Here is a 13,496-nt window from a genome sequence, read left to right as displayed (position 1 = left end):
ATTTTTTCTTAAATAACAATTTAACCCTAAATTTGGTCTGGATATTGCTCTGACACTAGTATGTGTCAATTAATTAGCAGCCTTTAGATGCAATTTTCATCAGCAATAACTCAAGCAAAGCAACTTCGATTTAGCCAATTAAAAGGTATTGGTACGCCGTTTTTAGTGATGGCAGCGCTAGGTATGGTTATTTTACCTATGCCAGCTATTTTATTAGATGTGCTTTTTTCTTTTAATATCGCGCTATCCCTTATTGTGCTGTTAATTACGGTTTATACCTTAAAACCATTAGAGTTTGGCTCTTTCCCCGCGGTACTACTTATTGCAACTATTTTAAGGTTGGCTTTGAATGTTGCGAGTACGCGTATTGTTCTACTTGAAGGCCATGAAGGCCCCGATGCTGCAGGTAAAGTTATAGAAGCGTTTGGTTCTGTTGTTATTGGCGGTAATTATGCTGTTGGTTTAGTGGTGTTTTTAATCCTAATTATTATCAATTTTATGGTTGTTACTAAAGGTGCTGGACGTATTTCAGAGGTTACCGCTCGATTTACCTTAGACGCGATGCCTGGTAAACAAATGGCAATTGATGCTGATTTAAATGCCGGTTTTATAACAGCTGAACAAGCAAGAGAGCGACGTGTTGAAGTAACAAGTGAAGCTGATTTTTATGGTTCAATGGATGGTGCCAGTAAGTTTGTAAAAGGGGATGCAATAGCCGGTATTCTCATTTTATTAATTAATATTATTGGTGGCTTAGTTATCGGCATGGTTCAGCACGACTTATCTTTTGATAGTGCTGTTGAAATTTATACTCTATTAACTATTGGTGATGGCTTAGTTGCACAAATTCCAGGGTTATTATTATCGGTAGGTACCGCAATTGTCGTTACTAGACAAAACACCTCTCAAGACATGGGAGAGCAAGTTAGCTCTCAACTAGGCCAAGAGAAATCGCTTTATATTGCTGGTGGCGTTATGTTTATTATGGGCGTCATTCCTGGAATGCCTCATGTAGCTTTTTTAACTTTTGCTGTAATTATTCTTGCGGGAGCGTTTTTTGGGGCTAAGCTGAAAAAGAAAAATGCAGCTGATATTGTTGAAAAAGAAAAAGCAGCCGAAATTGAAAGTCAGCAAATAGAATCAGAAGTAAAAGATTTAGGTTGGGATGACGTAAATCACGTAGATATTATTGGCTTAGAAATAGGGTATCGCTTAATTCCATTGGTAGATAAAGCACAAGGCGGCGAATTATTAAATAGAATTAAAGGGGTGCGTAAAAAGTTATCTCAAGAGTTTGGCTTTTTAGTTCCTGCTGTTCATATACGCGATAATTTAGATTTAGACCCTAACACTTATCAAATTTCATTAATGGGTGTAACCGTTGGTGAGGCAGAAATAAGACATGATCACGAACTTGCCATTAATCCCGGACAAGTATTTGGTAATTTAGAAGGCACGCCGACTAAAGATCCAGCCTTTGGTTTAGATGCTGTTTGGATTAATCAATCACAAAGAGAATACGCACAATCTTTAGGTTATACCGTTGTTGATTGCGCAACAGTTTTAGCGACCCATTTAAGTCAAATTTTGACCAATAACGCGGCTCAATTATTAGGACATGAAGAGGTTCAAAACCTATTAGACATACTTGCTAAGTCTTATCCTAAATTAGTTGAAGGCTTTATTCCTGACACACTAACCCTTGGTTGTTTGGTTAAAGTTTTACAAAACTTAATGAACGAAGGTGTGCCGGTAAGAGACATGCGTAGTATTGTGCAAACACTTGTTGAATATGGACCTAGAAGCCAAGATCCTGAAGTTCTTACTGCGGCTGTTAGGATCACACTCCGTAAATTTATAGTACAAGAGCTTGTAGGGCCAGCTAATGAAGTACCTGTCATAACATTGTCACCAGAGTTGGAACAGATGTTGCACCAGTCTATGCAAATGGCTGGAGATGACGGCGCTGGAATTGAACCTGGTTTGGCTGAGCGATTACAAACTTCATTAATGGAAGGCGCTCAACAACAAGAAATGGCAGGAGACACGCCAGTTCTATTAACCTCAGGTATATTACGAACGGTATTAGCTAAGTTTGTTAAATATACAATTCCAGGGTTAAGAGTTATTTCTTATCAAGAAATACCAGACGATAAACAAATCAAGATTATAAGCGCGATAGGTAATACATAGCATTATTCGCTCGCGATAATAGATAAATAAGGGGTCCATAGTGAAAATTAGACGTTTTGTTGCCGCAGATATGAAGACTGCATTAGCGCAAATTAAAGAAGAGCTAGGTGCGGATGCCGTTATTATGTCGAATAAAAAGGTTGTGGAGGGCGTCGAAATTATGGCGGCTATTGACTATTACCCATCACAAGCCAAAGAGAGTATTGCTCCAGAAGCATCAGTAACAAATAATAATCCTCAAGATTTAAGTAATGATGTTGTGAGTTTAAGTGGACGTTCTGCAACCAAAACTCAACATGTAGAAGAAAGTGTAGACATTGGAGCAGCACCTGTTGATAGTTTATCAGCCTTGTTGAATCGTAAAGTTCAACAAGAAGCTCAAGCGGAGTCTCACGATAATAGCTCAAGAGAAAAAACATCTTCAAGCAATGATATTGAATTACAATTTAAAAATTTCACTGACCGTTTACAACACTCGACTCAGCAAAGAAACGCAGAACAAAATATAGAACAATCAAATACTTCCTCAATGCCGTCATTACAAAAGGACGCTGCTATCGTTAATGATGAAACAAATGATACAGACGTTTTTAATGATCCTTCGGTAACTTCTTTTTCTCATGATAATTCAAATGAATTTGAAACAATGAAAAAAGAAATGCATACCATTAGACACCTTTTAGAACATCAGTTGTCGGGTTTAATGTGGCAAGATATGGCACAAAAGAACCCTCAAAAAGCATTGCTCATAAACAAGCTAGTTGCTTTGGGATTAACAGACCATATGGCAGATCAAATAGCTGGTTTTATTCCTCCTCAACAAAATGAACAAGATGCTTGGGAGCAGGCGAAAAAATTTATAGCACAGCAACTAAATACAACCAATAACGATATTATTCATCATGGCGGTGTTATTTCTTTAGTGGGTCCAACAGGTGTAGGTAAAACTACCACTATTGCTAAATTAGCTGCAAGGTTTGCACAAATTCATGGTGCTGATGAAGTAGTATTAATTTCTACTGATAGTTTTAGGATCGGTGGTTTTGAACAATTAACCACTTACGGACGTATTATTGGTTGCCAAGTTAAGTTGGCTAACGATGCACAAGCATTAGACTCATTACTACAGCAGTTTGGACAAAAGAAACTTATATTAATTGATACTGCGGGTATGGGACAGAGAGACATGCGCTTAGCACAGCATTTAACAGATTTAATTGCCAATGCACGTGTGAGAATTCGTAATTATCTTGTGTTATCAGCCAATACTCAGCAGCGTGTTATGCAAGAAAATGTAGAAAGATTTAAAAAAATTCCATTAGCTGGCTGTATCTATACTAAACTGGATGAGAGTATTAGTATTGGTGAAATTATTTCTACCGCTATTCAAAACGGATTACCTATCGGTTACCTTACCGATGGACAACGAGTTCCTGAAGATATTAAGGTAGCAAATGCTGAAAAATTAGTTGCCTTAGCAGACAAAATGAGTAGTCGAATAAACCACCAACACACTAGTACATGGCGACCAATGCCTAAAAAAGAAGCAAGTGCAGCATAAATTGAATATGTTTAGCAAAACAAGCTAGCTTAAACTAATTAAATTAGTTAAATTGAATAACATTGATAAAAACCGCTTATAACTTCACGAGTTAAGATGTACTAAGCTATAATGTATTTACTTAGCAACATCTTTTCGAAAATAGTGTATGTGTCAGTGACGAGAAGATTTAAATGATAGACCAAGCGAGTGGTTTACGTAAGATGCAAGATTTACAACAAATTAAAGTTATTGCAGTATCAGGTGGTAAAGGTGGCGTAGGTAAAACTAACGTGTCTTTAAACACATCTATAGCATTAGCTCAACTGGGTAAAAAAGTACTTGTTCTAGATGCAGATTTAGGGCTTGCCAATGTTGATGTTATGTTAGGTCTACGTGTTCAACGTAACCTTTCTCATGTGTTGTCTGGTGAATGTGAATTAGACGATATTATCATCGAAGGCCCTGCAGGAATTAAAATTATTCCAGCCACTTCAGGTACTCAATCTATGGTTGATTTAACACCTAGTGAGCATGCAGGATTAATTCGAGCCTTTAGTGATATGCAAACAGAGTTCGATATTCTTATTGTTGATACCGCAGCAGGGATCTCCGACATGGTATTGAGCTTCTGTCGAGCCTCACAAGATATTATGTTAGTAGTATGTGATGAGCCAACGTCAATTACCGATTGTTACGCGTTAATGAAATTATTAAGTCGTGATCATGATGTATTTAAATTTAAGGTTGTTGCTAACATGGTACGAAGCCCTAACGAAGGGCAGCAATTATTTGAAAAACTAGCCAAAGTAAGTGATAGATTTTTAGATGTAGGCTTAGAACTTGTTGGCGTTGTGCCATTTGATGAAAACATACGTAAATCAGGTCGTAAGCAAAAAGCAATTATTGAAGCATTTCCTAATTCACCCGCTTCAATAGGTTTTAAAAACTTAGCAAAAAATATCATGAAATGGCCAATTCCTCACCAACCTTCAGGCCATTTAGAGTTCTTTATTGAACAATTATTAGAACATTAATATGCTAATTATCGCGAGTATATAGTTTGGGAAAAGCAGATGCCTACAGTACTCAAACAGATAAATCTGTTTTAATAGAACAATATACTGTTTTAGTTAAACGTATAGCCTACCATTTACTTGCAAGATTACCTGCAAGTGTACTTGTAGATGATCTTATTCAATCAGGAATGATCGGTCTACTCGAAGCATCAAATAACTTTGACCATACAAAAGGCGCAAGCTTTGAAACATTTGCAGGGATAAGAATTAGAGGTTCCATGTTGGATGAAATTCGACGTGGAGACTGGACTCCTCGCTCTGTTCATAAGAATAGTCGTATGGTGAGTGATGCGATAAAAGAGTTAGAGTCAGAGTTAGGAAGAGATGTAACTGACAAGGAAGTAGCAGATAAACTTGATATTTCTTTAAATGAATACCATCATATTCTTAATGATGTAAGTTCTGGGAAAATAATCGGAATAGATGATTTAGGTGTTAGTGAAGACGCTTTGAATTTAGAAAATAAATCAATAAGTGACGAGCCCTATAATCAAATTGAAGAGATTGTTTTTAAAAGAGCGTTAAGTGAATGTATTTCTACTTTACCTGAACGAGAAAGTTTAGTACTTTCATTGTATTATGATGAAGAACTTAATTTACGCGAGATAGGACAAGTTCTTGATGTAAGCGAGTCAAGAGTAAGTCAAATTCACAGTCAAGCTATGCATCGTTTAAAAGCTCGTATGCATTCTTGGCAAAGTTAAGTAGAATAATAAGTAATTTAAAATTTTTGAATGTTCTCACCGGAGGGTGCCTTGGATAAAAATATGAAAGTTCTTGTAGTTGATGATTTTTCAACGATGAGACGAATAGTGAAAAACTTGTTACGCGATTTAGGTTTTACTAACATTCAAGAAGCTGATGATGGTAGCACCGCTTTACCTATGCTTCAGTCAGGAGAGTTTGATTTTGTTGTAACCGATTGGAATATGCCTGGTATGCAAGGAATAGATTTATTAAAAGCTATTCGAGCAGACGCTAGTTTATCCCATATTCCTGTTTTAATGGTGACAGCTGAAGCGAAAAAAGAGCAAATAGTTATGGCCGCTCAAGCGGGTGTAAATGGCTATATTGTAAAACCTTTCACTGCTGCAACGTTAAAAACTAAACTCGATAAAATATTCGAACGCTTAGGTTAATTGAAAATCTTTCTTTAATACCTAAATAAATAAAGGATATTTTGCATGAGTAGTTTGCCTAAAGTACATGTTTCATTAGAACAAGCTAAATTGTTGGTTGAATATTTAGAAACAGATCAGCAAGACAAGGCTGATGAATTGGTTGCAGATATTCAAAGTCCAATCAATACAGAGCTGTTTGCTGAAATAGGTAAATTAACCCGTCAGTTACATGATTCTTTGAATAATTTTCAAGTTGACTCTCGACTCACTGATTTAGCAAAAGCTGATATACCTGATGCTAAAGAACGACTTAACTATGTTATAGAACGAACGGAAGAAGCTGCAAACAAAACAATGGATGCAGTTGAATCTATTTTTCCTGTGCTTGAGTCATTACAAAATAGAGTCGAAGTGGTTAATCCTTTATGGACAAAACTTATACAAAATAAATTAGAATTACCTGAGTTTAAACAGTTATGTTTAGATATTGATTTGTTATTAAAATCAACAGGAAGTGAAACAGATAAAATTCGTATATTAATGACTGATGTCTTGATGGCGCAAGACTTTCAAGACTTAACAGGCCAAGTTATTCGTAAAGTTATTGATTTAGTAAGGGAAGTTGAAGATGGTTTGATTGGAATGCTAACCGCATTTGGCATGTCTTCAGACTCAATTCAAAATAAAGCTAAACCTTCAGTGGGTGAAAATTTGGTTGAAGGTCCGATTGTAAATAGTAAAGAGCGTGATGACGTTGTTTCAGATCAAGACGATGTTGACGATCTTTTATCAAGTTTAGGGTTTTAAGGAGTTGCTAAATGTCGTTTGAGCAAGATGAAGAGATTTTACAAGATTTTTTAATTGAAGCAGGTGAAATTCTCGAAGCTTTATCTGAACAATTAGTAGAGCTTGAAAATGACCCCGATAATGCTGATTTATTAAATGCAATATTTCGCGGATTTCATACTGTAAAAGGCGGAGCAGGCTTTTTATCGTTAACAGAGCTTGTGGATGTTTGTCATGGCGCTGAAAATATATTTGACCTCTTAAGAACTAATAAAAGAACGGTTACCTCTGATTTAATGGATGTTATTCTGCAGGCAACAGATTCAATCAATGAAATGTTTGCTTTAGTTCAAGGAGGAGAGCCTCTCGTACCCGCTGCCCCTGAATTAATAGCTGAATTACATCGTTTAAGTGTACCAGAATCTGAAGACGTTCCTGTTGCAACGGTAGTCGAGGAGCCTGCAGCTCCTGTATCTTCAAGTTCATCAGATGAAATGTCTGAAGACGAATTTGAAAAATTATTAGATGAATTACATGGCGGCGGTTCTGTAACACCTCCGGCTACGCCTACTAATGTATCAAATAATAATAGTAATGAAATTACAGATGATGAGTTCGAAAGCTTACTTGATGATTTACATGGGCAAGGTGCTTTTTCTCCAGAAGTTAATAAGGCCGAAGCTAAAAGTAATCCTAACGAAATCAATGATGACGAATTTGAAAATTTATTAGATGAACTTCATGGCCAAGGAAAAGGGCCACAAAATGCAACAACTAATACTCAGCCTCAACAAGTAACACCACCACCTGCAACGCCTAAACCTGCTCCTGTAGCCGCCGTAAAAGCAGCACCCGCGAGCAAACCATCAACACCTGAGAAAAAAGCACCTCAAGCTACTGCTTCACAAGGTGAAACAACCGTTCGAGTGGATACTAAGCGACTCGATCAAATCATGAATATGGTGGGTGAACTAGTACTAGTTCGTAATCGTTTAACTAGTTTAGGAATGACCAAAGAAGATGAAGATTTAACCAAAGCTGTTTCTAATCTCGATGCTGTGACAACTGATTTACAAGGCGCTGTAATGAAAACGCGTATGCAGCCTATTAAAAAGGTTTTTGGCCGCTTTCCTCGGGTTGTACGTGATTTAGCTCGAAGCTTAAATAAAGAAATTAAACTTATTCTTGAAGGTGAAGAAACTGATTTAGATAAAAATTTAGTTGAAGCTCTTGCTGACCCATTGGTGCATTTAGTGCGAAACTCAGTTGATCACGGTATTGAAGATCCTGATGTTCGAGAATCAAAAGGTAAAGAAAGAGAAGGAACCGTAATACTTTCAGCTTCACAAGAAGGTGATCATATTCTTCTTACCATTCGAGATGATGGTGCTGGAATGAATGCTGAAAAATTGAAAGAAATTGCTATAGAGCGTGGTGTATTAGATGCAGATGCCGCGGCTCGTATGTCGGATAGTGAAGCTTTTAATTTGATTTTTGCACCGGGATTTTCAACCAAAACCGAAATTTCAGAAGTTTCTGGTCGTGGTGTAGGAATGGATGTTGTAAAAACCAAAATTACGCAATTAAACGGTACTGTTAATATAGATTCTGAATTAGGTATTGGTACTGTACTTGAAATTAAAGTTCCACTGACTTTAGCCATATTGCCTACTCTTATGGTTATTATTGGCAAACAAACATTCGCTTTGCCATTAGCGGGTGTAAATGAAATATTTCATTTAGATTTAACGAGTACTAATATAGTTGATGGTCAATTAACTATTATTGTTAGAGATAAAGCCATTCCATTATTTTATCTTGATCAATGGTTAGTTCGAGATTATGTTGAAAAACCAAGAGATACAGGGCATGTAGTTATTGTACAAGTAGGGAGCCAGCAAGTTGGTTTTGTTGTTGACAGTTTAATTGGACAAGAAGAAGTTGTTATTAAACCCCTCGACCGTTTATTACACGGAACTCCCGGTATGGCAGGAGCTACAATCACGAGTGATGGTGGCATAGCATTAATTGTTGATGTTCCTAACCTGCTTAAATATTACGCTAAGAAATCTAGTGTTCATAAAAAATTACGTACAAGATAAAGAGATAGTTAATGCCATATAAGGTATTAGTAGTTGATGATTCCAGCTTTTTTAGACGTCGAGTAGCCGATATTTTAAATGCTGATCCCAACCTAAATGTTGTTGATGTTGCTGTAAATGGTGTAGAAGCTGTAGAAAAGGCTAAACTACTTAAACCTGATGTTATTACCATGGATATTGAAATGCCGCAATTAAACGGTATTGACGCGGTAAAACAGATAATGAAACATTCACCAACGTCAATTATTATGTTTTCTTCTCTGACTCATGAAGGAGCTAAAATAACACTTGATGCCCTTGATGCAGGGGCGTTAGATTTTCTACCAAAAAAATTCTCCGAAATAGCTAAAAGCACATCAGATGCTGGAATGGTATTGCGTGAACGTGTGATTCAATTAGCGCGTAAAAAATCTAGAATACAAGTAAAATCAAACCATAGAGAAATAGTATCTAACAAAACAACAACAAGAGAATTAATTGATGTTACACAAAAAAATAGTGTAGCAATAAAAAAAACATCCCAAGAATATAAATTACTAACAATAGGTACCTCAACCGGTGGTCCTATAGCACTTCAAAAAGTACTTGCTCAATTACCTGCAAACTTTCCTGTTCCAATTCTTATCATTCAACATATGCCAGCATCATTTACTAAAGCTTTTGCTAATCGATTAAATAATTTATGCAACGTTAATGTGAAAGAAGCGGCTATCGGCGACGAATTAAAACCAGGCAATGCTTATGTAGCACCAGGTGGAAAACAAATGGTAATTGATGGAACAAATTCTAAAGCTAAACTAAAGATAATAGATGACCTTTCAGAAAGAGTTGCTTTTAAACCGAGCGTAGATGTTACTTTTGCTTCTGCAGCCAAAGTTTTCGGTGAAAATGTTTTGGCTATTATATTAACGGGTATGGGCTCTGACGGAAAAGATGGCTGTCGTTTATTAAAAAATAAAGGGGCTACAATCTGGTCTCAAGATGAAGAGTCATGTGTTGTTTATGGTATGCCGCAAGCTGTGGTAAATGCCGGTTTGTCTGGTGCAGAATTGCCATTAGATAAGATCTCTTCTGCAATATTAAAAGTTTTTGATTTGAAATAAAATATTTAGCCCGTTTGAGGTTAGATATATTCAATGAGCATTAATAACTTTATAGGAAGCTTAATTGGTAGTTTGGACTTTAGCAAATCAAAAAGGCGGGGTTGGTAAAACTACGTCTACGATTACGTTGGGAGGCTTATTGGCTGATCAAGGTTTTCGTGTGTTATTAGTTGATACTGATCCACATGCATCATTAAGTTATTATTTTGGCATTGAATCGGAAGAATTAGATTTAAGCGTCTATAATTTATTTATTCAGTCGTCAACAAAAGAACAGATCTTACAAAGTTTATGTCCTACTCAATATAATAATATAGATATTCTTCCTGCAACAATGGGGCTAGCGACATTAGATCGTGCTTTAGGCAGTAAAGGGGGAATGGGGCTAGTTCTTAAAAAAGCGATTAAATTAATAGAAAGTGAATACGATTATGTTTTAATTGATTGTCCACCTATTTTAGGCGTTTTAATGGTAAATGCACTTGCTGCGTCAGATCGAATTATAGTACCTGTTCAAACCGAGTTTCTTGCGTTAAAAGGTTTAGAACGAATGATTAATACGTTAGAAATTATGCAAGGTGAACAGGCGGAGCCTTTTAAATATACAATTGTACCGACTATGTTTGATAAACGCACAAAAGCATCATTAATAACCTATAGAAAACTTCAAGATATATATTTTGGAAAAGTATGGTCTGGTGTTATTCCAATCGATACAAATTTTAGGAATGCAAGCCAAGCTCGTAAAGTTCCATCTGATTATTTAAGTAGTTCAAGAGGCGTAACAGCATATAAGAAGCTATTATACTCTTTAATAGAAGAACAAAAAGGTTTGATATCTTAATGGATAAATCATTAACCGCTAGTAAGAAATTGATGAAAAATTACTTATCAGAGCTGTTAACAGAAGACACCGATGACTTCATTGAAAAAAAGGCAGTAGAAACTGAAAAGCTAAACAAGCTTTTTCAAAAAATTAGTGTAGCTGAACGTAATGAAGAGGCTGTACTAGATACTATAGTTTCAAATAAATCTGCCGATAATGAAATTATTAGCCATAATAAAGAATTAGTACCTGAATTAAATAAACAACCAGTTGATACAGTTGTAGAAATAAAAGAATATTCAGCGGAGCATAATACTACAAGTATTGATAAGAGTTATCGTGATAAAAGCTTTCAAGCTATGTTTTTTGATGTAGCTGGGTTAACGGTAGCTGTACCTTTAGTAGAGTTAGGGGGGATTCATAACGTAAATAAAATAACCAGCTTAATGGGGAAACCCAAATGGTTTGAAGGTGTTATGATCCATAGAGAAGAAAAAATTAATGTGGTGGATACTGCTCTTTGGGTAATGCCAGAGAAATACAATGAAGAGCTTAAAAACGCGCTAAATTATCAATATGTTATTATGTTGAGTAATAGTCGTTGGGGATTACTGGCCGAAACCTTAGTAGATACCGTTACATTAATGCCTGAAGATGTAAAATGGTTAAATTCTTCTTCTAAACGGCCTTGGTTGGCAGGATTAGTTAAAAACAGAATGTGTGCTCTGTTAGAAGTAGAATCATTAATTCAATTGTTGAATAATGGTATCGATGTGCAACAAATATAAGTGCTTGTTTTAATTATATTAAAATATTATAAATTGAGGAGTGTTAAATGTCTGACGAAAGACGTAAAGAGAATCCAGATAAAGCTAATGATGATGAAGTTTTACAATGGGTTACTTTTAAATTAGACAGTGAAACTTACGGTATTAATGTAATGCAAGTACAAGAAGTTTTGCGATACAGTGAAATTGCACCTGTCCCAGGCGCGCCATTATATGTATTAGGCATCATTAATTTACGTGGAAATGTGGTTACTGTAATTGATACACGTTCAAGATTTGGATTAGAGTCAAGTGAAATAACAGATAATACTCGTGTTGTGATTATTGAATCAGAAAAACAGGTTATTGGTATTTTGGTTGATAGCGTAGCTGAAGTTGTATATTTACGTGCATCTGATATAGATGTTGCTCCAAATGTAGGTAATGATGAAAGTGCAAAATTCATTCAAGGTGTTTCAAATAGAGAAGGAGAGCTTCTTATTTTAGTGGATTTAAATAAGTTACTTTCTGATGATGAATGGGATGAGTTAAAACAGTTTTAATTACTGTTAATCAACATGTTTAATACTCCTGAGTTGATAGTGCTATTTGTTGTAATAACATTAATGTTATGTCTCATATTAATGTTATTTATATCTCTGCGATCACTAAAAAAACAAATTCGTTTAACTGAAACAAACATTTCATCTAATGAATTACTTGTTAATCAGTTACAAACATTATTTATACAAATAGATAAAACGTTAGCGGAATCTGTTAAACAAAACAAAGTAAAATATACTGAATTAAATCAAGTATCTAAACAGTTAGAACATCGTATCAAAAACCTTCAAGGAGACATTGTAAAATTACAACAAGTACAATCACAACAACCTGAAGATAAATTATATAGCAGGGCATTCAAAATGATTGAACTTGGTGCTGATGCCGCAGAATTGATCAAAGAGTGTGATATTCCTAGAGCAGAAGCCGATATTCTCATTGCTATTCATCAAAAGAAAAACCCTTCCTAACGTTCAACTTCTTACAATATTTAACATTTTTACTTATAAAAACTGTGATTATTGAATGTGCATCGTGTTAAAATAATTTTATATGAAATTTCTATAACTACACGATATAGATTTCTATTTAACCTATGGAACAGTGAATAGTCGCATGATTAATCGATCAGAAAAATCCTTTATAACTTTCTTTATTGTTTGTTTTCTAGCTTTAACGGGGTGTTCTTCGACTCCGTCTACTAATAATAGTGATCCTAAAGACCCTTTGGAATCAATTAATAGACCTTTTTGGACCTTTACGTGGGATTACGCTGACAAATATGTAGCAAGGCCTGCATCTTCAGCTTATGCCGAGTATGTTCCTACCGATTTAAGAGTAGGCGTTTATAATATGGCGCTTAATCTTAACGAACCTTCTGCAATTATTAATAACTTACTACAAGCCAAGTTTTCTGACGCAGCCGTAAGTACAGGTCGATTTTTACTAAATTCTACTATTGGCTTATTCGGCTTTTTTGACCCAGCGAGTGACTTTGGTTGGGCCAGAAAACAAGAAGAATTTGGCGAAGTATTAGGTAGCTATGGCGTAGGTGATGGGCCTTATATTGTTGTTCCTGGCTTAGGTCCATCTTCGGTAAGAGAAGAGGTTGGGGACTATGTTGATAAATATTATTGGCCGTTAGCTGCCATAGACTTTTGGCCCAATATTGTAAGAATGGCTGTTGTTGGGCTAGAGCAAAGAGCTTCATTATCGCAGCAAGAAAAACTGATTGATGAATCTATAGATTCTTATGAATTTGTAAAAAATGCTTATTTTCAAAACTTAAAGTTTAAAGTTTATGATGGTAATCCACCTATTGAAGTTAATGCGGCTGACGAAGCTGAACTTGAAGCATATTTAGATGAAATAGACTAAAACGAATAAATAAGGCTTTATTTGACGTTTAGAGTTAT

General features: G+C 35.6%; 13 protein-coding genes. All 13 read left to right on the top strand.

Annotated features, from left to right (window positions below; all coding sequences use genetic code 11):
- The first annotated feature begins 87 nt into the window (after positions 1 to 87).
- The 13 genes from flhA to AC0L5Q_RS09125 all read left to right on the top strand — a co-directional run bounded on the left by flhA (position 88) and on the right by AC0L5Q_RS09125 (position 13,458).
- Entirely contained in the window at positions 88 to 2,193 is a 2,106-nt protein-coding gene (flhA, locus tag AC0L5Q_RS09185; protein ID WP_473617723.1) for a flagellar biosynthesis protein FlhA, read from the top strand.
- 40 nt (positions 2,194 to 2,233) lie between these two features.
- Positions 2,234 to 3,754 carry a flagellar biosynthesis protein FlhF gene (gene flhF, locus AC0L5Q_RS09180; RefSeq protein WP_473617719.1) on the top strand — a complete coding sequence of 507 codons (1,521 nt, stop codon included), beginning with the start codon at positions 2,234 to 2,236 and terminating at the stop codon, positions 3,752 to 3,754.
- A 173-nt stretch (positions 3,755 to 3,927) separates the two neighbouring features.
- Complete coding sequence (locus AC0L5Q_RS09175) at positions 3,928 to 4,770, top strand: MinD/ParA family ATP-binding protein (RefSeq protein ID WP_473617715.1); 843 nt, start codon at positions 3,928 to 3,930, stop codon at positions 4,768 to 4,770.
- A 26-nt stretch (positions 4,771 to 4,796) separates the two neighbouring features.
- A complete protein-coding gene (locus tag AC0L5Q_RS09170) occupies positions 4,797 to 5,516 on the top strand; it encodes an RNA polymerase sigma factor FliA (protein WP_473617711.1) in 720 nt (239 codons plus the stop codon).
- 51 nt (positions 5,517 to 5,567) lie between these two features.
- A complete protein-coding gene (gene cheY / locus AC0L5Q_RS09165) occupies positions 5,568 to 5,951 on the top strand; it encodes a chemotaxis response regulator CheY (RefSeq protein ID WP_473617708.1) in 384 nt (127 codons plus the stop codon).
- A 45-nt stretch (positions 5,952 to 5,996) separates the two neighbouring features.
- On the top strand, positions 5,997 to 6,740 hold the full coding sequence (locus tag AC0L5Q_RS09160) for a protein phosphatase CheZ (protein ID WP_473617704.1): 744 nt from the start codon (positions 5,997 to 5,999) through the stop codon (positions 6,738 to 6,740).
- Positions 6,741 to 6,751: 11 nt separating this feature from the next.
- Positions 6,752 to 8,821, top strand: a complete 2,070-nt coding sequence (locus tag AC0L5Q_RS09155) for a chemotaxis protein CheA (protein ID WP_473617700.1) — start codon at positions 6,752 to 6,754, stop codon at positions 8,819 to 8,821.
- A gap of 11 nt (positions 8,822 to 8,832) precedes the next feature.
- On the top strand, positions 8,833 to 9,924 hold the full coding sequence (locus AC0L5Q_RS09150) for a protein-glutamate methylesterase/protein-glutamine glutaminase (protein WP_473617697.1): 1,092 nt from the start codon (positions 8,833 to 8,835) through the stop codon (positions 9,922 to 9,924).
- A gap of 64 nt (positions 9,925 to 9,988) precedes the next feature.
- Positions 9,989 to 10,768, top strand: a complete 780-nt coding sequence (locus AC0L5Q_RS09145; RefSeq protein WP_473617694.1) for a ParA family protein — start codon at positions 9,989 to 9,991, stop codon at positions 10,766 to 10,768.
- Positions 10,768 to 11,538, top strand: coding sequence for a chemotaxis protein CheW (locus AC0L5Q_RS09140; protein WP_473617691.1), 771 nt, complete (start codon positions 10,768 to 10,770; stop codon positions 11,536 to 11,538). Before AC0L5Q_RS09145 ends, AC0L5Q_RS09140 begins: the two co-directional genes overlap by 1 nt.
- A 47-nt stretch (positions 11,539 to 11,585) precedes the next feature.
- Positions 11,586 to 12,080 (top strand): chemotaxis protein CheW, encoded by a 495-nt coding sequence (locus tag AC0L5Q_RS09135; protein ID WP_473617687.1) that lies wholly within the window; start codon positions 11,586 to 11,588, stop codon positions 12,078 to 12,080.
- Between the two features lie 81 nt (positions 12,081 to 12,161).
- A complete protein-coding gene (locus tag AC0L5Q_RS09130; RefSeq protein WP_473617684.1) occupies positions 12,162 to 12,551 on the top strand; it encodes a DUF2802 domain-containing protein in 390 nt (129 codons plus the stop codon).
- Between the two features lie 145 nt (positions 12,552 to 12,696).
- On the top strand, positions 12,697 to 13,458 hold the full coding sequence (locus AC0L5Q_RS09125; protein ID WP_473617680.1) for an MlaA family lipoprotein: 762 nt from the start codon (positions 12,697 to 12,699) through the stop codon (positions 13,456 to 13,458).
- Positions 13,459 to 13,496: the final 38 nt, after the last annotated feature.

The organism is Pseudocolwellia sp. G5-9, assembly GCF_055808995.1.
This window is presented reverse-complemented; position numbering and strand designations above follow the sequence as displayed.